Below are 20,773 nucleotides of genomic sequence, written 5' to 3' on the forward strand. Positions count from 1 at the left end.
GTAAGCAGCGGTCGCGCCCGCTGGTCTTCGCATCCGCTCCACGCGTGCGACAAGCAACCGGTTCAAACAGAAGAGCTTGGCCTGGAATCAGCCAACGCATACTCTCCGACAGCGAAGCCTCCACGATGATACGCCGGCCCTGTTGTCGCCCGCGTAGCTAGGGAATGGTGCGCGCTATTTCGCTTCACGAATGCCCATTTCTATCGGATCATGGTCTCCAGTCGCACTGAAACGAGATTGCCCTTTCCAATTGGGGCGCCGCTGGGAGAGACGTGATGCGTGGATTGCCGAGCACGGCCTTTTGCTTGACGGCATTGGCACTGACTCCCGTGGTCGCCGTGGCGCAGGGTAATCCGCCGAACGCACTGTCCACGCGGGAACGCGCCGAGGGGTGGCAGTTGCTGTTCAACGGTCGCGATCTCGAGGGCTGGCGATCGTTCGATGGCAGGGCGCCGTCGCCGTCATGGACGGTGCACGACGGCACGCTGGAACTCACCGCGACGAGCGGGCGGATGAGCGGCGCGGACCTGGTGACCGCCGGAAGCTATGGCGCGTTCGAACTGACCCTCGACTGGAAAGTCGCACCCGGCGGCAACAGCGGCGTTCTGTATCTCGCGCGCAACCTGCCGCAGACCAAGCAAGTCTATGAAACCGGACTGGAGATGCAGATCCTCGACGATGTGGGGCATCCCGACGGCAAGATTCCCTCGCACCACGCCGGGTCGCTTTACGATCTGACGGTGCCGCCGCCGCGAGTGTCGCGGCCCGCCGGCAGCTGGAACCATGCGCGCCTGCTCGTCGAGCGAGGGCGTATCCGACAATGGCTGAACGGCACGCCGACCGCGGACGTGTCCTACGGCGATGCGGCGTGGCGCAAGCGGGTCGCCGGGTCGAAATTCGCTGCCATGCCGTTCTTCGGTACGTTTTCCAACGGTGTCATCGCGCTGCAGGATCATGGCGAACCGGTGGCGTTCCGCAACGTCAAGCTCCGCGCGATCGGTGCGAGCGCGCTGGGTGGCGCCAAGTGACGGCGGGCGCGAAACCCGCAGCGGACGCGCCGGCGGACGTGATCATCGTCGGCTCGGGCGCGGCGGGCGGGATGGCCGCGTTCAGTCTGACCAAGGCGGGGCTGCGCTGCATCCTGCTCGAGGCTGGTCGCGACTATGACCCGCAGGCCGAGGTCAACATGTACGCGCCCGAGAGTGACGCACCGTTGCGCGGCGCCGCGACGCCCGACAAGCCGTTCGGGTATTTCGATGCGACGGTCGGCGGCGGCTGGCAGATCGACGGCGAGCCGTACACGATGCGCGAGGGGTCCGATTTCCGCTGGTACCGGGCGCGGATGCTGGGAGGGCGGACCAATCACTGGGGCCGACACGTGCCGCGACTGGGGCCCTACGACTTCAAGCCTTTCTCGCGCGACGGGCTCGGGGTGGACTGGCCGATCGACTATGACGACGTCGCGCCGTTCTACGATCGGGTAGAGCGCATGATCGGCGTGAACGGCGGTCCGATCGGTCTGGAAAATCATCCCGACTCACCGGCGGATTGCCTGATGCCGCCTCCTCGTCCGCGCATCCCGGAAATGCTTATCAAGGCCGCCGCCGAGGATCTGGGGATACCGGTGCGGGCCGCGCATACCGCCGTTCTCACGCGCGACATGCCCGACAAAGTCGCGCCGCGCAGCGCCTGTTTCAACGCGACGCCGTGCACGCGCGGCTGCACGATCGGCGCGATGTTCCAGACCACCACCTCGGTGCTGCCGATGGCGAAGGCGACCGGATTGCTGACGATCGTGACGGACGCGATGGTATCGCGCGTGACGATGGCCCGCGCCGGCCGCGCGGCAGGGGTCGAATATGTCGACCGCAAGACCGGTTTGAGGCATCAGGTGAAGGCGCAGGCGGTCGTGCTGGCGGCCGGGACGGGCGAGACGACGCGGCTGCTGCTCAATTCGGGCGAAGCGGGACGCTGGCTGGCCAATTCGTCGGGCGAGTTGGGGCGCAATCTCACCGATTCCACCGGCGCGTCCTTCCGCGCCTATATTCCAGCTCTCGCCAACCGCCCGCGCTACAACGAGGACGGCATCGGCGGGCAGCACATCTACATTCCCTTCTGGCTGTATCAGCAGCAGAAGCGCGGCGAACTAGACTTTGCGCGGGGCTATCATTTCGAGGTTGGCGGCCGGTTCGGGATACCCCCTGCGGAGGCGGTGCCCCGCGTCTGGGGATCGGCGTTGAAGAAAGCGGTGCGACGCGCCTCGGGCGCGACCATCCAGTTGACGCTGCGCGGCGAGATGATCCCCAACAAGGACAGTTTCTGCGAAGCCGATCCAGTCGTGAAGGACCGGTTCGGCATACCGGTGCTGCGGTTCGCTTTCCGCTGGTCGCAACACGAGGTGAACCAGGTCGCCCATGGCCGTCGCACCGCGCACGCCGTGTTCAGAAGGATGGGCGGAACGATCCTCGATCCTGACCTGCCACCCGAAAAGATCATGGCGGTGGGGGGCGAGATCATCCACGAACTGGGCACCGCGCGGATGGGTGCCGACAGGCGGTCGTCGGTGGTCGACAGCTACGGCCAGACCTGGGATGTGGACAATCTGGTCCTCATGGACGGTGCGATCTTCGCGTCGGGTGCGCACAAGAACCCGACGCTCACCATCCTCGCGCTGGCGCTTCGCGCATCCGAACGACTGGCGCACCGTTTGAAATCGGGAGCCTTCGCATGACGCCGTCGCGCCGTACGACGATGCAGTGGATGATGACCGCGGCGCTGTTGCCGCTCGCCCGCTGGTCGCCCCCTGCGATGGCCTCGGCGATCGAACCCGGCGCCGACGTCGGACCACCGTTCGATGTTATCGTCGATTGGCCGGTCGCGCCGCCGCTCGCGCCGTCAACTCGATATGGTCGTGATCCGGATCTGATGAACCCCAAGGTTCCGTGGTCGCTGACGCTTACCGTTGCGCAGCGTCGGACGGTCGATCTCCTGGGCGATCTGATCCTGCCCGAGGATACAGTATCACCGGGGGCGGGTGCGCTCGGCGTCGGGGCGTTTATCGACGAGTGGATAAGCGCCCCCTATCCGGTGCAGCGAGCGGACCGGGGGAGGGTGGTTGGCGGCCTGATTTGGCTCGATGCGCAGAGCCTGGCTCTGCATGGCAGGGCGTTCCAGGCGCTCGTGCCGCGCGAGCATGACGCACTGCTCGATGCGCTCAGCGTGCCGTTGCCGATCGCCAGGATGGCGGCCCCGGTCGCGTTCATGGACACGCTGCGGAAACTGTTCGTGCTGGGTTTCTACAGCTTGCCAGAGGGGAAGACGGATATGGGCTTTATCGGCGATCAGCCCGTTGCTGGCGCGTATCCGGGGCCGTCGCGGGCGGCTTTGGCACATCTCGCCCAAGCGTTGCAGACGATGGGGCTGAAGGATATTCCGGCCTGAAGGACAGGAGCGAACGCACTAGCGAGCCCAACGTCGCGCTGTTCCGGTAAATCGTGATCCGCAATCGTAATCCTGGCGGGGCAGGGCAGAGCAGAGCAGAGCAGAGCAGAGCAGATCGGATACGGTGATCGTAGCCGAACCATCAACGAAACGCGCAGGCGAATCCGTGAAGCTAGGCGATGGAAGCTTTCGCAGAACCGCGATCCCGCGACCCGTTTCGCGGCTCCAAGTAAGATGCTCGATCTTGAGCGAAATCAAGCATGGCCTCGGGCCAGTCTTGATTCATTCCTCGCCATCGAAGAAACGACGAACGCGGACGCTGCACAGATATCCAATCCACGACGTCGCGGCCAGGAAGAGCGAAAAACCCCAGATACATCCCGCCGCGACGGCGACATACCACATTACCGATATGTAAGTCGTTTCACCCGATGGGCGATGAGACCGATCCCGCCTGCTCCTATGGCGGAGAGTGCAAACCACAGCATGAAAATTGTCGCCACTCGAACATCCTCCCACACGCCGAGCTTTGCCGGTCGCGAAGTTGCAATATTACCGTTTTCTGACGGGCGGCAAGGGGAAACCTCTATCGCCCGACCGAATGCTTTGAAAAGCGTCCGATATTCCTTTGCTCGACGGCGAGCTGGTCGTGGTGGACGACTTTACCGTGGCGTCGATGTGATCTCGTCGCATCGTCGCCGTTGTCGGGATGATATTGCTGATCCTGCATCCAAATGGTTCAGGGCGCCGTATCTGACAATTCGCGACGCGGTTTCGCTCCCACGCTGATCCGTTGCGAGGCTCGCCCCGCGAGCCGCCGAGGCGGCCAGTCTATCCGGTTTTCACAGCATGTTTTCAGGATAGGCTGGCTGTTGGCCGTCGTGTCGGCGATACGCTCGTAGTGTGGCGAACACCGGTATTCAAAACTGGCAACGCGCCTTCGATCCCCAAAACGCTGCGTGATACGCTTGCACCTCTGGACGGGGGCGGCGTCTGCGCATCCCAGGTCCGGATGAACCATGATCATAGCTTGGCGGAAGAGGCGGCTACGTCGCACGCGGGCGCTGCCAGCGTCGGTGTCGATGGACACGACAGCGTCCCCACTCGCGAGGGCGCTGGCGAGACGCTGGCAAGGCTCTGCATGTCGACATGGTTTGCCACGGCAAAGACTATGCGCGGGTCAGGGCCCAAGGCGAGGGCGAGGTCTTGTAGAATGTGTTTCTACAAATGCATGACCAAACGGTGGCGAATGTCGCGGCCGTAATGTCGGTCATGTCTTTTGGAGAATCTTGCCTCGCCGAACTGCACGTCGACTCGGTTTCGCACAGCAGGAGAACGCAAAAGACCTATTCGTGAATTTAATCCGTGAGTTCTATCAGCCCACGGTTTCCTACGATGCAGCGGATTTCTCCCGCCATCGTCACGACACCGTTCTCAACGAGCCATGTGACGAATTCGGAAGGACTTGCCCCGATGCGATGTTCGAGATCTAGGCTACTGAAGAATTCTCGGACTTTGCCGCTTAAATCTACCGCGTGCGCAGTTATGACGAGCGGTGCTATTGCTTGGAAGCCGTATGCATCATAGTGAAAAGTTACGAGACTACCGGGCGGAATATCGTGCCGTTCACCTTCCGGGCGCACATCATCTATGAGATCCGCGCGACCGAGCGAATAATACTCCGATGCAACGGATTCGACGAAACGCCTTTTGAGCAGCCATTCCTCAAAATCGGTGATCGAGGGCAAAACAGATTCGAAATCGCTAGCGCTGTAGAAAAACGCGCGCTGCTGGTCATAAATTTCAAAAGGCCGGATCGCGCGAAGTACTCGGGACTGCGATCCGGTCTCGTTGTCGCGGTCTTCGAGCAGCAGCAATCTGCCCAGGTCAATATCGGTCATAAGTAGCTGCGTCGGCTCAGAAAGGCCGGTTCGATCTTGCAATCATCGCGATGGTGCCTGACGAGCCGCATCAAAGCCCGGTAGGCATCGGCTCATGACACCATAATGACACGGGTATGACAGGTCGTGCAGACCCGAGGCGACCTGTCTCGCAATGTGTATGAGGCAGGTTCTCCAGCAAGGTGCTCCGTGTCGAACGACGAGCCGCCTTGCAGATGGTGCGCGCTTCCGACTAATACTCGAGACATGAGCAGCGCGCCCCCTCCAAGCGATATTCCACCAGAGGATGAAGCCCGACAGAATATGCGGCGCGTGCTGCCGGCAGCGCTAGCGGCAATCGGAGGCGTGATACTGGCCGCGGCCTTGGCAGTTTGGGACCGCGGATGAGCGGCAAACGCTAACTGATTACCACTTGCTGATGCGCTGCAGTTTCGTAGATCGGCATCAGGGGGGGATACGAAGGCCAAGCCGCACCCTCATCGTTCAACTCTCCCGAGAACACGGGTGGTTGATGCGTCACGTGCGAGAGCGGCCGTTCCGCGACAACAGCCGAGCGTGCACCGTTCCTGTTCCCTCGATGATTGCGGTTGGAATTAAGCGCCACGTTGAGTTTTAATGGTGCGAAGCCGCGAGGATCGGCCGATGTTTCCAACCTTAAACTGTCGGGATCGCTCCGCTCGATATTTGATATGGGAACCGATTCTCCCTCGCCATCGACGATCATCAAACCTTTTCCAGGACCCAATGTGCTGACGGTGATGACCGAGTCATCTGTCAGCAACTCTATGTGGCGGTTGAATCGCACGCCGAAGACTCGGGCTTCAATTTGCCAAAAGCGTGCGACCTTCAACGGTTGATGACCTTCTACCGTGCTTAGGTGGCGGTACAGGATATTGCCGTCAAACTGACCGAGCCAAGCATATCCATGAGGGCTCGGATGAATGAAATCCAAGATGTTTTCGGGTATGCCCGATTTGCTACCCATCGCACAGCACAGTGGATCAAACGTGTGAATGTCTAACTGGGCGGCGGTCGCGCGCGGTTCATGAGTTGCGTCTTTATAAGAGGACGCGCCGTGCTGAAGTTGGTCGAACAGGAGCCTGATACGCTGCTTCTGCCCGGTTAGAGGTAGCAGTGCCTCCTCAAGCCGAACCCGCCGATCTGCCATCATTCGCATCAGCGCATCACGCTCACGGCCTCGTATGATGGACGGGTCGTGAGGATCGCGGTTCGTTGCATCGGCGTGCAGTGCAATGTCCCAGTCGGCTTCGAAGCCGCGATAAATCTCGGTCACGAACTGAACTCGTTTCCCAGCGTTTTTTGCGAGACGCGTGATCGCGCTCATCGCGCGCTGCAAATCGTTCCAAGCGGGGCGTCCTGGACCCACGTTGACGATCGAGGAACTGCCGACCGCGTAGTTCAAACCTATCAATGTCGGTGCAGGATCTTGAGGGAAATCGACTCGCAATTGCCTGAAGAAAGTGAACAACGCTTGGCTTACCGGGGTCTCGCCGCTTGGTGTTTGCGAATAATCTGGGATCTTTCTGTATTCGCCCAACGGTCGAAATCCGGTTACATTCTTCCCCAGTATGACTGAGCCACAGTCGGGCATGAGGACGCGGTCCGGATCTGGATTTTCCGATGTTAACGTAACTGGCCGATAGGTTCGGGCAGTTATGGCTTCGCGTTCGGTCGCGCTCAGACTTTTGGGGAGATGAAGCAAGCTTGCTTGACCCCCGTTGAGGGACTGCCCACCCCAGCCAAATACGTACCACGTATCTGGTTCGTTGAACGCGTTGAAGTGTCGCGCGCCGGCGTTATCATTCGACCTTACCGGAATCGGCTTTCCGTCGCCATCTTTCAGCATCGAGGCGGTATACTGCACGGAACCTGGGAGCGCCGTTGCGCCCGCCACGACGCCCGCAGCAGCGAGTGCTTCACGCCGGCTAAACATGTCCCGCCTCCATCGCGGCAATCCTTGCTTTGAGGGCGGCAAGCGGCTCGGTCAGCGTCAGCTTGTAATGCCGCGATAGCCGCATCGCATCCAGAGTTTCGTCCATTCTCCTACCCCATGTCACGTCTTCCGTGAGCACCCGTGCGGGCTGCCCTCCCAGAACGACATGAGCAGGGAATTTGCCTCGGACTATAGCCTGCTGTCCAACGATTGTATCGTGTGCGATTTCTGTCTCGGGAAGGATCATGACCTCCCGAGCGAGCCAACAATGCGACCCAACAAGGACGTCTCCGGAGACTTTTGGGAGCCCGGTAGATCTAGATCTCAATCTCGCAGTGGGGCCACCAATCGTTACCCGCCCAGCTAGCATGCAGTGATCACCGATGATGTAGCGTAGGTTGTCACCAATCATCCGGATTGTGAACCCACCAGCCGATGTAAAGGCTCCAACGTATAGCAGGCAATTGCTTCCGTTGATGATAATGTCGGCTTTGTTGATATTCGAGTATGGTCCAAAAAAAATGATGTTATCATCGCCAGTTATCTCGACGCGGTCGATTGGGCCAAGTTTGGATTGATAGCCTTCGACTAGGGCATTTCGATTCCCTGTGATTAGAGCGTCGGCGTTGCTCTCTAGCGCGTCGATGTCATCGCACGACACCCAACGCGTTTCCTCGCGAACTGAGCGATACGCACTCTGAGGTTCTAGATAATCCAACGACTCACTCGCGCGTTTGATGCGAGCAAACTGCATGGCGTCAATCAAGAAGAGCCTCCCAAGCGATGTCGTCCTCAACCAGACGCGCAGGTACGCCCGCATAATAACAATGAGCCGGAACAACCCCGCTAACGACGGAAAGTTCGCCTATCAACGCACCATCCCCAATGACCGCGCCTTTTCCAATTCGCGCGTTTTCTTGGATCATCACATGATTTCCGATGCTCACATCGCGGTCAGGGTTACGCCGATCGCCAGTCGATCTTTTGTAGATCGCGTGTCCGTCGGAGTTCGAAATAATTGCATGTCGCGCAAGATAACAATCTTCACCAACGGTAATCGTGCCGGAGTTCGCGAGTTTTATGTTGGACGCATTGGTAGCTTTTGTTCTGGCGCCAACCTTGACCAAGCCGTTGTCAGCGGTTATGTTTATCACACTCGCCTTTAATTTGCAATGCTCACCAATATAGACGAGATTACTCTGGCCGTTCAGGCTTATTTTCCCTGGCGGGACGATTGCACCGGCGAAGACGATCACTCCCGTCCCTTTGCACTGCAAAGCATGTTTTTCGGGCAATGGGACGCCTGGGCGGGCGTATACCGCTAAACCGCCAAAGGTATGGATGACATACTCGGCCGGATCCCATGTTATGCCGACCAAGTCTAACCGAGCTGAGATATCGTTCATCGTTCCAGCAATGCTGGAAGTGCTTCCGCAACGCAATGCCGTCGTTTCTCAAGTCACGAAATCCATTTCAGGCTTACGTCATGCCCCGGAACGGTCGGGCGTTGCGTTGTAAATCGCGATAACGAGCCGGGGCGAGATATCGGGCCGATGATCGTCGCTATACGCTTTGATGCCGACATCGATGACGATCGGCGTGACCGTGTCGAGGTCGACCTGCGCCATCGCCGCAAATACGACTGCCGCTAAACTGCTATCGTTCGCGGCAGCGGAACCGTATGCCATCGTCGCCTCGCTACGACCCTTGATGAACGAGGCGAGCGCGGCGGTACCCAGCACCGGCAAGCCCCTGTCGCTCGTCCGGAACGTGATGGCCGTGTGCGTCTGGATCAGGATTAAGAACCATGCGCCAGTCGGCGGGTAGCTAGGAATCGTCCGCGCCTGTTCACCGATCGTTGCGCAGTCGATATCGGTGGCGCAGGGGGCGCCGGTCGCATCCTCGTGCGTCTAGTTCGCCATGCGGCATTTCACCCCCGGACGCCGCTCCCGTCGCGACCTCCGGTCGCCAGCGTCGCCAAGGCGAGGTACGCCACTTGGACAGGATGGGCGGACGGCATGCCGCCGGCGGTCGCGACGCCACCTGCCGCACCCGGCGTTATCGTCAGAAGAACCCGATGGTTGCTCAAAACATGGATCACTGGCGCGCGCGGCGCTCCAGTCGCTCGGCTCGAAGGTCGCGGCCGAGCGGATCGAGACTGTCGTCCCGTTCGGCCAAAGGTGAGACTCTCCGCTAACGAGAATGGAGTTCGACGTTCGGCAAGCCCCGCGAGGGGGCCTACATGTTTTTCAAGTTGGAGGTCGAACCGGTTCGGGTCCGACTGTTGGATTAACGACGCGGCGCGCGTTGAAGCGGTCGCGTTCGCGTTGCGGTAAGGAACCGGCACCAGCCAGCTGGATTTTCACATCCGCTTCGGCCGGGCGGGGGATGTCGGGGTGGAGCGCGGCAAGCCGACGAGGATCGATCTCGCCACGACCGCCGGCCACCGACTGTCCCGCATCCCGCGATTCGCTAAAGTATGACGCGATACGGTAACGGCACCACCTCAAGTGGCATTCTAACGGGCGCACAGCCGACAGAATATATTAGCGACAAACGCAATCAGGCTTCGCACTCGGTCGCGACGATCGGCCGGACCACCCTGAAGGCTAGGCTAATCAATGATCGCACCTTCGCGTTCTGAGACGTTTCGGGTTGATTTGCGATTTTTCTTTTTTTTGGGGGAGACCAATTCCAGGCTGATTATGAGCGCGAGTATAAGTAAAAAGAACGCGATCATCGCGATTGTTTCTGGGTTTCCCCAATCAAGATTGATCAATGACATATACGGTCCTTATGCAAAGCATCATGACGGGTATCTGGCGCCGAAAACAAGCGATTAAACGAACGCTCGATTCTGATCGCGCCGGATGGTTGCTAACGCGTGCGGGCGGGAAATTGGGAGGCGTGCAACCCTCCCGCTAGCGGTCATTGGCGACAAGGGTAATCTCGCTTACTAAAGACTTACCAGATAATCGATCTCGTGTGCAATGCAGCGTTCAGCGTCGAGGCGACGAGTTCTCGTAGCATGTTAATCATTGGCATCGGAGAAAAATCAGAGAGATATTTCAGTAGACGATCGACGACTTCAGCCATACCTTACCTCGCGAAGCTTGTACCAAGCCACGAAGGTGATTGTAAAATTTCAACGAAACGCCCTGAGTTTCCGCAGGCTTCGCGCGCCGACACGCGCGATCGATAAGCATCTCGTGCCCATCTGTCCGTACCGGTGCCCCGAAAGTGTGTCGTGAACGGTTGGGCGGCATTGATGTTGATGATGCCGTGTGAGACAAACGGTAACCCACGATCGTCGGAAATCCGGGGGCGGGGGCTTGAGTTAGCCTAAAGATAGGATTTGGCGGAAGAGGTGGGATTCGAACCCACGGAGGACTTGCACCCTCGCCGGTTTTCAAGACCGGTTCCTTAAACCACTCGGACACTCTTCCGTACCCGCTGTCGGGCGAGACCGGACGATGGCGTCTAGGCGGAGCGCGCCAGGATCGCAACCGTTGCGACAGGCTCATGATCCGTGGGCAGTGATTGCGTTGGGGGCCGACCGTCGGTTAGATCGACGGCATGGATCTCGACGCAATTTCGCAGCATTTTTTCGGCACGACCGATATCGACGCGCTTGATCCAGACGCGTTGGACGCTGGGCGCGAGCGAGTTTCGATCGCATTCGGCACGGAACGGGAGCCCGGGCGACGGTTCGCGCTGTGGGCCGTGCTTCGTGCCACCGGCGTTGCTCCGGAGCCTCGTGTCGCCTTCAAGGATGCGCGCGAGATCCGTGCGGGCGAAGCGTATGCCGCCGCAATCGGTCTCTCGCCTCACACCGAGACTTAGCGTAGGCGTCAAGGTGCGCGGCGTTCCAACAATGCGCGATCGATGCGGCGAATGAGGTTGGCAATCCTTGGCTGGTCATAGGTCGCGACCGGATCGCGGGGGCGTGGTGCCGCGCGCATGCGCTTGCCGACCAGCGCAAAGATGTCCTGCGTTTGTGCCATTGCTCGTGTCCCCTTCCGTTGCGTCACTCGATAGGGCAACCATAACGGCCAGTCGTTAACCAGATGTTCGAGACGGATTCGGATCTGGTTAACCGAAGTCGGCCGCGACGCACGCAACGCTCCCGCCAGTCCGGCGTTCTAGCAGGATAGCGGTCGTGTCGAACGGTCTGCAGCGCTTGGGGATTGATCCACTGACCAGATTACCGTCGGCGCCATCGCCGGTTAACCCAAAGGGTTGGACGACCCTGGAGACAGTACGTGCGCTGGCTGCAGACTGGGATCGCTGCAACAGCGACGAGACGTTTCCAGCCGATCGCGTCGCCGCGCTGCACGACGCCGGCGCACTGGCGGGCTTCGTCGATGTTGCTTCACCGGAGCGTACCGATGCGCTGGTCGATGTGCTGCGTGCTATCGGTGGGGCGGATCTCAGTCTCGGTCGCGTGTTCGAGGGGCACGTGAACGCGACACAGCTGATCTCGGCCTATGGCGACGATACACAGCGTCGGGCTCTTGCCCGCAATCTCGAGGCCGGCCACGTTTTGGGAGTTTGGAACACGGAGCCGACGCCAGGGCTGGCGATCCAGCCAAATGCAACCGGCCGCTGGACGCTCGACGGCAGCAAGAGCTTCGCCACGGGGGCGGGGCATCTCGACGGCATCCTCGTGACCGCACGCGATCCGGCGGGAGGCAAGCAACTGGTGCTCGTTCCGATCGCCGACGAAGCCTCCCGGGCCGACTTGAGCGTGTGGCAGGTGCGTGGGATGCGCGGCACGTGCAGCGGGCTGTTCGACTTCTCGGACCTGTCGGTGGGGCCGGAGGGCATCATCGGCGCGCCGGACGTCTATGAAATCGAGCCACGGTTCAGCGCGGGCGCGTGGCGGTTCACCGCCGTCCAGCTCGGTGCGATCGAGGCGCTGGTCCGGCATCTGCGCGATCACCTCGTCCAGACCGGCAAGCGCGACGATCCGATCCAGCGCGCGCGCTTCGCGACCTGTCTGACGGAGACGCGAAGCGCCGGGGTATGGGTCCGCCGGGCCGCACATCTGGCCGAAACGCAGGCGCTGGAGGCGATCCCGTTTGTCTTGATGACCCGGGGCATCGTCGAGGAGGCGGGGTTGAAGACGATGGAAGCCGCCGCGCGGTCGGTCGGCACCGCGTCGTTCTTCGCGGGCAGTCGAATCGACCGGATCACGCGGGACCTGAGCCTGTATCTTCGCCAGCCGGTACCTGATCAGGCGCGCGACCGAGCGTCCGCGGCGTGGCTCGACGATGATTGCTGGGGCGACGATCGATGGTGGTAACATCGGTCGCAGCGGCGCCGCCGGGTCATCGTGCCTGGAGTTCATTGTTTCGCCGCGCGCAACGGGTGTCGGCGACGCTGGCCGCCACGCGGGGGCCGTGGCTGATCCTGGCCCCGCATCCCGACGACGAGACGCTTGGATGCGGCGCGCTGATCGCCGCGCTCTCGGCCAGCGGCGCGCGCGTCCATACCGTATTCTTGACCGATGGCGCGGGTTCGCACCCCGAAGCGCCCGGGTGGAGCCGCAAGCGTATCGCGGGGTTGCGCCGTACCGAGGCGGCTACCGCGCTGATCCAACTCAAGGGAGCACAGGCGCTGCACCTCGACTGGCCGGACGCCGATCCGCCGGCGCCGGGAAGTCCTGCATTCGAACGTACTGCGGACCGCCTGACGGCGTGGTGTCGGGCGCACCGTATTCGCAGCATCGCGGTGACATGGGGCGGAGAACCGCATTGCGACCATGCGGCAGCAGCCGCGCTGGCCGACGCGGTCAGGCGCCGGATCGCGATCCCACTCTATCAATATGTCGTATGGGGCTGGACCGTCGCGGATATGGCGGAACGCGTCCGCAACATGCGTGTCGTCTCGATCCAAACGGCTGCCGGACAACCGCGCCAACGCCGCGCCATGGCATGCCACCGCAGTCAGCGCGGCGGCCGGATTTTCGGCGCGGTCGAAAATTTCCGATTGCCCAGCGCCATGCTTCGGCTGCTCGATCGACCGACGACCCTTTTACTGGAGATGCCTCGTGCGGCGTGAACATTCGATCGAGCCGGCGTATTTCGAGGCACTTTACAAGGACAAGGGGGATCCCTGGTTCTTCGAGACCAGCGCGTACGAGGCGGCCAAATACGCCGAGACGCTGGCGGCGTTGCCCGCAGCACGGTTCGCCAGCGCGTTGGAGGTCGGTTGCGCGAACGGTGTTCTGACGGCGCGTCTGGGGCCGCGCTGCGACGCGCTGCTGGCGGTCGACGTATCGCAAACCGCGCTGGCGTCGGCACGTGCGCGCTGCAGCGATCAGCGCAACATCACGATCGCGCAGCGTCGTTTGCCCGCCGAGGCACCGGAGGGTCGGTTCGATCTCGTGCTGTTGTCTGAAGTCGTATACTATTGGGACAGCGCGGATATCGTCGCGCTCGCTGCCTATCTGCGGAAAGCCGTGCCGTCAGGCGGGCATGTGCTGCTCGTCCACTGGATCGGTGAGACCGACTATCCCAAGAGCGGAGACGACGCAGTCGCCGAACTTCGCGCTGCGCTGGGTGAACCAACCAGCGTCGTTCGCAGCGATCGCCATGAACCCTATCGGCTGGATCTGTGGCGGTTGGGGGAGGCGGGATAACCGGATCAGCGCTTGCGCCTCCGCGATCGCGGCGGGCAGCATCGCAAAGGTCATCTGGTCGCTGGCCACGGCGGCAGCCGGATCGAGCGCGGCGGCAACACCATAAGTCTCGTGCAGCGGCGCATCGAGCGGCTGATCGATCCACCGCGCCACCGCATCGGCCATCCCCCCCGGTGCTCGTCCGGCGATCCGGCAGGAGGTGAAGACGCGCACGTCGAGCGGATGACGCACTCGGCCGCCATGCGCGCGGATCATGTCGAACAGCGCGCGATCCTCCGCTACGGGTGGTGTCGGTGCACCACCGATCCGGCGATACAGCGCGCGGGTCACGGCGATACTAGCGCCGCCTTCGTAGAAATGCCGCGGCCACGGGTCATGGGATGCAGATTCGCCACATGCGCGCAGATAATCGAGTGCTGTATAATAGCGACCGAGCTGATCGAGACGGTGCCGAGCGACGTTGCCGAGGGCGTCTCTGTCGCTGCGAAGCGTCAGCGCGCGCCCCGCAACGGCATCGTTCCCGGCGTCGATATGAGCGACGATCCGTTCGATCCACTTGGCAGACACATTGGTATCGGCATCCGTCGACAGGATCAGGTCGCCGTCGCTGGAAAGAAGGTCGGCCGCCGCATCGAGTGCTAGGCGGCGCGCCCATCCGGCATGCTGCGCTCCAGGGAGGAGCGACACGGCAGACCACCGAAGCGTAGCATGGCGTGGACGCCATGATCGTAGTATCTCGACGGTCTTGTCGGTACAGTCGTTGGCCAGCGCGACGATCGAGACGTCGCCACCGAACCGCGCCGCGGCAAGATCGAGCGCGTCGAGGCAAGCGGGCAGGTATGCGTCTTCATTTTTGACCGGAATGGCAACTGCCACCGCACGCTTGACGTACGGTGGCAGTGTCATCGGCAGGGCTGGGGCGATCAAGCCGCCTCGGGGTTTTCGAACGCTGGCGCGTCGAGGTCGACGTTCAGTTCGCGCTCCCAGATGCGGAGCTTGCCGAGCGTCTTGAGGAACGCGTCGACGTCACCCTTGCCGCCCAGTGCAATCACGCCGTCGTCCATGTCCTCGTCCTCTATGCCGGCCTTTTCGAGGAACGGCTTCGCGTCGGCGTTGAAGCCGATGAACTTGGCATGCCCGAACGCGTCGCTGACGAAGTCCTTGGCGGTCTTGTCCTTGCCCAGCTTCTTCGCGCCGTCCGCCGAGACGACGATCGCGACAGCATCGTAGAGAACCGAAGGCGCACCATCGATCTTCTGCTTGCCCTCCGCGAGCGTCCCGTCGTCGAGCGTCGCGCCGGCAACCTTCGGTGCGATGATCTCGTACGTGGCCTTCGCCGCGACGATCCCGTCGACCAGAGCCTGCACGATCGCCGCCGGAGCGCCATCCGTGACAAGGATGCCCAGCTTGCGACCCTCGAAGCTACCGCTCGTGTTCTTCAGGATGCTGAGCGCGTCCGACGCCGGCAGGTCGGTGCGCGTCTCGACCGCCGCTTTCACCTTCGGCGGCATCGACTTGAGCCCGAGACCGGTTGCAACCGTCTTCGCCAGCGTCTCGTCGATGTTGAGCAGATGCCCGACCATCAGTTCCCGGATGTCGACTCGCTCGACCTTAGACAACTCGAACGTCAGCGCATCGCCGATATGCTTCTGCTCGATTGCGGTCTGGCTAATGAAGAACTGCCGAGCCTGGCTGTAGTGATCGGCGAACGTTGCAGACCGCACCTGCGCCTTGCGTCCCGTCTCCTGCGACGGGAAGTGCTTGTACCCCTTGGATGGGCTCTCGCGCGGCGTGCCGGCCCAGCTGTTCGGCTCATAGTTCGCACGGCCCTTGCGGGCATGCATCTCCATGTGGCCGTCCTGCTGGTAATTGTTCACCGGGATATTCGGCGCATTTATGGGGATGTGCGTGAAGTTCGGGCTGCCGAGGCGCTTCAACTGCGTATCGAGATACGAGAAGTTGCGCCCCTGCAGCAGTGGATCGTTGGTGAAGCCGATCCCCGGCACGATGTTCTGCGTGCAGAACGCGACCTGCTCGGTCTCGGCAAAGAAATTGTCGACCAGACGATCGAGCTTGAAGCTGCCGATGATGCGGACCGGGATCTGCTCCTCGGGAATGACCTTGGTCGCATCGAGCACGTCGAATTCGAAATTGTCGGCGAACTCGTCGTCGAACAGCTGCACGCCCATGTCCCACTCGGGGAAATTACCCTGGTCGATCGAGTCCCACAGGTCACGACGATGGAAGTCGGGATCGGCACCGTTGATCTTGACCGCCTCGTTCCACGCGACTGACTGCAGGCCCAGCTTCGGCTTGAAGTGGAACTTGACGTAGGTGCCCTTGCCCTCGGCGTTGACCAGCCGGAACGTGTGCACGCCGAAGCCCTCGACGAAGCGGAAGCCGCGCGGGATGGTGCGGTCGGACATGATCCACATGACCATGTGCATCGATTCCGGGGTCAGGCTGATGAAGTCCCAGAAATTGTCATGCGCGGTCTGCGCCTGCGGGAAGCCGCGGTCGGGCTCCTGCTTGGCGGCATGGATCAGGTCGGGGAACTTGATCGCGTCCTGGATGAAGAATACCGGGATGTTGTTCCCGACGACGTCCCAGTTACCCTCCTTGGTGTAGAATTTCACCGCGAAGCCGCGCACGTCGCGCGCGAGATCAGCCGAGCCCTTGTTGCCCGCGACCGTCGAGAAGCGAAGGAACATCGGAGTCTGTTCGCCGACTTCCGTCAGGATGCCCGCGCTGGTGAACTCTTCCAGGCTCTCGGTCAGCGTAAACGTGCCGTGCGCGCCATAGCCGCGCGCGTGGACGACGCGCTCGGGGATACGCTCGTGATCGAAGTGGAAAATCTTCTCGCGGAAGTGGAAATCCTCGAGCAGAGTCGGCCCTCGATCGCCGACCTTCAGCGAATTCTGGTCGTCGAATACCGGGATGCCCTGCTGCGTCGTCAGCACGTCGCTGTCGCCGCTGGTGATCTGGTGGAGCTCCCCACCTTCGCCGATCTGCGTTTCGAATTTAGCGCCCTGCGGTGGCGTGCCGGTATCCTTGGCGATGGTCTTGGTCATGTGCCGTCCTCGTAACTTCTCAGGACCCACAGCGCGCGGGGCGGGCTAGGAGTTGCACCGGAAACGGCGACTTAATGCAGATCAGCAAGATTGGGGGAGGGCGTAAGCAGGGAGAAATGCCGGAGGGCGCGCGTTGAGCCGCGACAATCCCCAGCGAAAGACCAGCCATGCACATCGACCTGACAGGCCAGGCCGCGATCGTTACCGGCGCGAGCTCCGGGCTCGGCCGCGCCTCCGCCATCGCCTTTGCCAAGGCCGGCGCGAAGGTCGCGGTCAACTACAACAGCAGCGCGGACAAGGCGCGCGAAGTGGTCGAGGCGATCGAGCAGGCAGGCGGCGAGGCATTTGCGTGCGAAGCGGATACGTCGGACGAAGCGGCGGTGCTGAAACTGTTCGACGAGACGGTCGAGCGCTTCGGCGGCGTCGACATCGTCTTCGCCAACGCCGGCATGCAGAAGGATGCGGCCTATGCCGACCTGACGCTGGAGGACTGGAAGCGCATCATCGACGTCAACCTGACCGGTCAGTTCCTCGTCTCGCGCGAGGCCGTCCGCCGGTTCCGCAAGCAGGGAGACCGCGGCGTCAGCCGGTCGATCGGGAAAATCCTGTTTATGAGTTCGGTGCACGAGGTCATCCCCTGGGCGGGCCACGCCAACTACGCCGCGTCGAAGGGCGGCAGCGGGATGCTGATGCGGACGCTCGCGCAGGAGATCGCCGGCGACCGCATCCGCGTGAACGGCATCGCCCCCGGCGCGATCGCGACCGAGATCAACGAAAATGCGACCGCCGACCAAGACAAGCTGCTCGAACTGATCCCCTACGGCCGCATCGGCGACCCGGAAGACGTGGCACGTGCGGCCTTGTTCCTGGTGTCGGACGCGGCGGACTATATCGTCGGATCGACGCTGACGATCGATGGCGGCATGAGCCTGTATCCCGGCTTCCGCGATAATGGATAAGCCTGGCATATCGATCGCGGACCACGGCGCGATCGGTAATCTGGAGACGATCGCGCTGGTCGATACGGCCGGCACGATCGACTATCTCTGCTGGCCGTGCCTCGACAGCGCGTCGGTTTTCGCGAGGCTGCTCGACAGAGACAAGGGCGGGCATTTCTCGGTCGAGCTTGATCTTCCCGATGCGAACATCGTCCAGATGTACCTGCCCGAGACCAACATCCTGCTGACCCGCTGGATGGCGAACGCGGCGAGCGTCGATCTGGTCGACCTCATGCCGGTCGGCAACGACAAGGACGACGCGCCGTCGCGACTGGTTAGGCGGCTGACCTGCACGCGCGGATCTGCGACGGTCCGCGTCCGGTGCGCCCCGCGGTTCGACTATGGCGTGATGGGACGCACGGCTTCCGTCACGACGGCGGAGGCGGACGTGTCGCGCGGCCGGTTCGATCACGAAAGTGGGCTCGCGCTGGCGGTTCACGGCGCGGCGACGCTGATCGCGGATGGCTGCGACCTGACCGTCGAGATTCTCTTGAACGAAGGCGACACCGTCTCGCTGATCCTCAGCAACCCGGACGACGTTTCGCTCGATACCGAGACGCTCGATGCGATCGTCGAGAGGGACATCGCCTATTGGCGCGCATGGAGCCGCAAGTCGCGCTACCGCGGCCGGTGGCGCGAGACCGTTGACCGCTCGGCAATGGCTCTGAAGCTGCTCACCTCGCGCAAGCACGGCTCGATCGCCGCCGCCGCGACCTTCGGCCTGCCCGAAGCACATGGCGGCGTCCGCAACTGGGATTACCGCGCGACATGGATCCGCGACTCCTCGTTCACCGTCTACGCCTTGCTGCGGCTGGGCTATCAGGGCGAGGCAGTCGGCTTCCTCCACTGGGCGATGGACCGCGCGCAGGCGTGTTCGAAGGGCCATCTTGGCGTCATGTACGCGCTCGACGGCGGCGAGATCGCCGACGAACGCAAACTGGACCTTGCCGGGTTCGAGGGCGCGACGCCGATCGTCGTCGGCAACGAGGCGAAGGACCAGACGCAGCACGACATCTACGGCGCGCTGCTCGACGCGACCTATCTCGGCAGCAAATACGGCGAGCCGATCGCGCATGATTCCTGGGTGGCGATCGGGCGGATCGTCGATCAGGTCTGCGAGACGTGGGACACGCCGGACTCAGGGATCTGGGAGGTCCGCGGACCGAACAAGCATTATCTTCATTCGCGCCTGATGAGCTGGGTCGCGGTCGATCGCGCAGTGCGGCTGGCGCAGAAGCGCTCGCTCCCCGCGCCGCTGGTCCGCTGGTCCGAGACGCGGACGGCGATCCACGACGATATCTGGGCGAATTTCTGGAACGACGATCTCGGCCGCTTCGTCCGCGCGATCGGCGATGCGCCCGAGGATCTGGCGGTCGACGGCGCGTTGCTGATGATGCCGCTGGTCCGCTTCGTCGGCGCGACGGATCCCAAATGGCTCGCGACGCTGGAAGCGATCGGCGAGGATCTGTCCGACGACGGGCAGGTCTATCGCTACCGGATCGACGACGGCCTGCCGGGGCAGGAGGGGACGTTTGTCGCCTGCTCGTTCTGGTACGTCGAATGCCTCGCGCGGGCAGGGCGGCTCGACGAGGCGAGGCTGAACTTCGAGAAGCTCCTCGCGCACGGCAACCATCTCCACCTGTTCGCCGAGGAGATCGCGCAGGACGGCAGCTTCCTCGGCAATTTCCCGCAAGGCTTCAGCCACTTGGCACTGATCAGCGCGGCATTCTACCTCGACCGCTCGCTCGACAGCGATGGGCCGCGGGAATGGGCATGACCTTTTTCACTGACGTAAGGACGACAGCATGAACCTAGATATCACGGGCAAGATCGCGCTCATCACCGGCGCGGACAGTGGCATGGGCAAGGAAACCGCCCGGATGCTGCTCCAGGAAGGCGTCCGCGTCGCGATCACCGATCAACCCGGCGGCGACCTCGACGCCAGTGTCGAAGACCTGAAGGCGCACGGTGAAGTGATCGCGGTCGAGGCGGACCTGACAAAGCTCGACGACGTGAAGGCGCTGTTCGCCAAGGTCCGCGAACAGCTCGGCGAACCCGACATCCTGGTCAATTGCGCAGGCGTGACCGGTGCGACCGGCGACTTCCTCGATGTCGACGATGCCGGCTGGCAGTCGACGCTCGACATCAACCTGATGGGCGCAGTCCGCGTCTGCCGCGAGGCGATCCCGGCGATGCGCGCCGCCAAATGGGGCCGCATCGTCCTGATGAGCTCCGAGGACGCGGCGCAGCCCTATGTCGACGAGCTCGCCTATTGCGCGTCGAAGGCGGGCATCTCCAGCCTGTCGAAGGGGCTGTCGAAGGCTTACGGCTGCCACAACGTGCTGGTGAACACGGTGTCGCCCGCGTTCATCGCGACGCCGATGACCGACAAGATGATGCAGAAGCGTGCCGACGAGAAGGGCATGAGCTTCGACGAGGCGATCGAGACGTTTCTCGAGGAAGAGCGGCCGGGGATGACCTTGAAGCGTCGCGGGACGGCGGAAGAGGTCGCGTCGGCGATCGTGTTCCTGTGCTCGGAGCGGGCGAGCTTCATCAATGGCGCGGATATCCGGGTAGACTCGGGTTCGGTGATGACCGTCGCGGGGTGAACGCTCAGGCATCGCCAGTGCGTAACTAAGAAATCCTTCCCCGCGAGGGGGAGGTGGCAGGCGCAGCCTGACGGAGGGGGAGGCAGGTGCAACAGATGTTGCGTGTTCCTCCCCCTCCGTCGCTCCGCGCCACCTCCCCCTGGCGGGGGAGGATTG

Annotated in this window: 17 protein-coding genes, 1 tRNA gene and 1 pseudogene; 10 read left to right on the plus strand and 9 right to left on the minus strand. The window is 62.3% G+C overall.

All coding sequences use genetic code 11. The features are described from left to right. The first annotated feature begins 314 nt into the window (after positions 1-314). From O6Y00_RS08840 to O6Y00_RS08850, 3 genes are read left to right on the plus strand one after another with little or no spacing between them, the layout of a single operon-like run. Complete coding sequence (locus O6Y00_RS08840) at positions 315-1,028, plus strand: 3-keto-disaccharide hydrolase (RefSeq protein ID WP_353442204.1); 714 nt, start codon at positions 315-317, stop codon at positions 1,026-1,028. Continuing rightward, positions 1,025-2,731 (plus strand): GMC family oxidoreductase, encoded by a 1,707-nt coding sequence (locus tag O6Y00_RS08845; RefSeq protein ID WP_353442205.1) that lies wholly within the window; start codon positions 1,025-1,027, stop codon positions 2,729-2,731. Before O6Y00_RS08840 ends, O6Y00_RS08845 begins: the two co-directional genes overlap by 4 nt. After that, positions 2,728-3,441: a gluconate 2-dehydrogenase subunit 3 family protein gene (locus O6Y00_RS08850; protein WP_353442206.1), complete on the plus strand. Its 714-nt coding sequence runs from the start codon at positions 2,728-2,730 to the stop codon at positions 3,439-3,441. The genes O6Y00_RS08845 and O6Y00_RS08850 overlap by 4 nt, the downstream gene beginning before the upstream one ends. Before the next feature lie 1,358 nt (positions 3,442-4,799). Here the strand turns inward: O6Y00_RS08850 and O6Y00_RS08855 are convergent. The 6 genes from O6Y00_RS08855 to O6Y00_RS08880 all read right to left on the minus strand — a co-directional run bounded on the left by O6Y00_RS08855 (position 4,800) and on the right by O6Y00_RS08880 (position 10,742). Next, positions 4,800-5,342, minus strand: coding sequence for a hypothetical protein (locus O6Y00_RS08855; RefSeq protein WP_353442207.1), 543 nt, complete (start codon positions 5,340-5,342; stop codon positions 4,800-4,802). Positions 5,343-5,739: 397 nt separating this feature from the next. Beyond that, on the minus strand, positions 5,740-7,296 hold the full coding sequence (locus O6Y00_RS08860; RefSeq protein WP_353442208.1) for a hypothetical protein: 1,557 nt from the start codon (positions 7,294-7,296) through the stop codon (positions 5,740-5,742). Between the two features lie 758 nt (positions 7,297-8,054). Next, the gene (locus O6Y00_RS08865; RefSeq protein ID WP_353442209.1) at positions 8,055-8,702 is read right to left on the minus strand and encodes an acyltransferase; all 648 of its coding nucleotides are present in this window, start codon (positions 8,700-8,702) and stop codon (positions 8,055-8,057) included. A gap of 78 nt (positions 8,703-8,780) precedes the next feature. Further along, entirely contained in the window at positions 8,781-9,038 is a 258-nt protein-coding gene (locus O6Y00_RS08870; protein WP_353442210.1) for a hypothetical protein, read from the minus strand. A gap of 872 nt (positions 9,039-9,910) precedes the next feature. Further along, positions 9,911-10,081 (minus strand): hypothetical protein, encoded by a 171-nt coding sequence (locus O6Y00_RS08875; RefSeq protein WP_353442211.1) that lies wholly within the window; start codon positions 10,079-10,081, stop codon positions 9,911-9,913. Between the two features lie 571 nt (positions 10,082-10,652). Next, a tRNA-Ser gene (locus tag O6Y00_RS08880) sits at positions 10,653-10,742 on the minus strand. A 130-nt stretch (positions 10,743-10,872) separates the two neighbouring features. Between O6Y00_RS08880 and O6Y00_RS08885 the strand changes: the two genes are divergently transcribed. Beyond that, positions 10,873-11,139 carry a hypothetical protein gene (locus O6Y00_RS08885; RefSeq protein ID WP_353442212.1) on the plus strand — a complete coding sequence of 89 codons (267 nt, stop codon included), beginning with the start codon at positions 10,873-10,875 and terminating at the stop codon, positions 11,137-11,139. 8 nt (positions 11,140-11,147) lie between these two features. Here O6Y00_RS08885 and O6Y00_RS08890 read toward each other — a convergent pair whose 3' ends face one another. Then, positions 11,148-11,300, minus strand: coding sequence for a hypothetical protein (locus tag O6Y00_RS08890; RefSeq protein WP_353442213.1), 153 nt, complete (start codon positions 11,298-11,300; stop codon positions 11,148-11,150). 155 nt (positions 11,301-11,455) lie between these two features. Between O6Y00_RS08890 and O6Y00_RS08895 the strand changes: the two genes are divergently transcribed. The 3 genes from O6Y00_RS08895 to O6Y00_RS08905 are packed head-to-tail and all read left to right on the plus strand — an operon-like array spanning position 11,456 to position 13,939. After that, positions 11,456-12,601 (plus strand): acyl-CoA dehydrogenase family protein, encoded by a 1,146-nt coding sequence (locus tag O6Y00_RS08895; RefSeq protein WP_353442214.1) that lies wholly within the window; start codon positions 11,456-11,458, stop codon positions 12,599-12,601. Then, on the plus strand, positions 12,592-13,359 hold the full coding sequence (locus O6Y00_RS08900) for a PIG-L deacetylase family protein (RefSeq protein ID WP_353442215.1): 768 nt from the start codon (positions 12,592-12,594) through the stop codon (positions 13,357-13,359). The genes O6Y00_RS08895 and O6Y00_RS08900 overlap by 10 nt, the downstream gene beginning before the upstream one ends. Continuing rightward, a complete protein-coding gene (locus O6Y00_RS08905; protein WP_353442216.1) occupies positions 13,349-13,939 on the plus strand; it encodes a class I SAM-dependent DNA methyltransferase in 591 nt (196 codons plus the stop codon). The genes O6Y00_RS08900 and O6Y00_RS08905 overlap by 11 nt, the downstream gene beginning before the upstream one ends. Before the next feature lie 153 nt (positions 13,940-14,092). On the opposite strand, the pseudogene O6Y00_RS08910 reads toward O6Y00_RS08905, so the two are convergent. Both O6Y00_RS08910 and O6Y00_RS08915 read right to left on the minus strand, forming a co-directional pair. Then, a pseudogene (locus O6Y00_RS08910) lies at positions 14,093-14,845 on the minus strand (glycosyltransferase); the annotation flags it as partial. 17 nt (positions 14,846-14,862) lie between these two features. Next, positions 14,863-17,010: a catalase gene (locus O6Y00_RS08915; RefSeq protein ID WP_353442217.1), complete on the minus strand. Its 2,148-nt coding sequence runs from the start codon at positions 17,008-17,010 to the stop codon at positions 14,863-14,865. Positions 17,011-17,177: 167 nt separating this feature from the next. Here O6Y00_RS08915 and O6Y00_RS08920 point away from each other — a divergent pair, with 167 nt between their 5' ends. From O6Y00_RS08920 to O6Y00_RS08930, 3 genes are read left to right on the plus strand one after another with little or no spacing between them, the layout of a single operon-like run. After that, positions 17,178-17,969: a glucose 1-dehydrogenase gene (locus O6Y00_RS08920; protein ID WP_353442219.1), complete on the plus strand. Its 792-nt coding sequence runs from the start codon at positions 17,178-17,180 to the stop codon at positions 17,967-17,969. Beyond that, a complete protein-coding gene (locus tag O6Y00_RS08925; RefSeq protein ID WP_353442221.1) occupies positions 17,962-19,785 on the plus strand; it encodes a glycoside hydrolase family 15 protein in 1,824 nt (607 codons plus the stop codon). Before O6Y00_RS08920 ends, O6Y00_RS08925 begins: the two co-directional genes overlap by 8 nt. 28 nt (positions 19,786-19,813) lie before the next feature. Next, positions 19,814-20,617: an SDR family NAD(P)-dependent oxidoreductase gene (locus O6Y00_RS08930; RefSeq protein WP_353442222.1), complete on the plus strand. Its 804-nt coding sequence runs from the start codon at positions 19,814-19,816 to the stop codon at positions 20,615-20,617. Positions 20,618-20,773: the final 156 nt, after the last annotated feature.

Source organism: Sphingomonas faeni (assembly GCF_040407565.1).
Lineage (GTDB): Bacteria > Pseudomonadota > Alphaproteobacteria > Sphingomonadales > Sphingomonadaceae > Sphingomonas > Sphingomonas faeni_F.

Bases quoted from the DNA above. Each gene is read 5' to 3' on its own strand.
- O6Y00_RS08860 (WP_353442208.1), bottom strand. From the start codon at position 7,296: ATGTTTAGCCGGCGTGAAGCACTCGCTGCTGCGGGCGTCGTGGCGGGC.
- O6Y00_RS08920 (WP_353442219.1), top strand. From the start codon at position 17,178: ATGCACATCGACCTGACAGGCCAGGCCGCGATCGTTACCGGCGCGAGC.
- O6Y00_RS08885 (WP_353442212.1), top strand. From the start codon at position 10,873: ATGGATCTCGACGCAATTTCGCAGCATTTTTTCGGCACGACCGATATC.
- O6Y00_RS08900 (WP_353442215.1), top strand. From the start codon at position 12,592: ATGGTGGTAACATCGGTCGCAGCGGCGCCGCCGGGTCATCGTGCCTGG.
- O6Y00_RS08930 (WP_353442222.1), top strand. From the start codon at position 19,814: ATGAACCTAGATATCACGGGCAAGATCGCGCTCATCACCGGCGCGGAC.
- O6Y00_RS08915 (WP_353442217.1), bottom strand. From the start codon at position 17,010: ATGACCAAGACCATCGCCAAGGATACCGGCACGCCACCGCAGGGCGCT.
- O6Y00_RS08890 (WP_353442213.1), bottom strand. From the start codon at position 11,300: ATGGCACAAACGCAGGACATCTTTGCGCTGGTCGGCAAGCGCATGCGC.
- O6Y00_RS08865 (WP_353442209.1), bottom strand. From the start codon at position 8,702: ATGAACGATATCTCAGCTCGGTTAGACTTGGTCGGCATAACATGGGAT.
- O6Y00_RS08925 (WP_353442221.1), top strand. From the start codon at position 17,962: ATGGATAAGCCTGGCATATCGATCGCGGACCACGGCGCGATCGGTAAT.
- O6Y00_RS08850 (WP_353442206.1), top strand. From the start codon at position 2,728: ATGACGCCGTCGCGCCGTACGACGATGCAGTGGATGATGACCGCGGCG.
- O6Y00_RS08855 (WP_353442207.1), bottom strand. From the start codon at position 5,342: ATGACCGATATTGACCTGGGCAGATTGCTGCTGCTCGAAGACCGCGAC.
- O6Y00_RS08875 (WP_353442211.1), bottom strand. From the start codon at position 10,081: ATGTCATTGATCAATCTTGATTGGGGAAACCCAGAAACAATCGCGATG.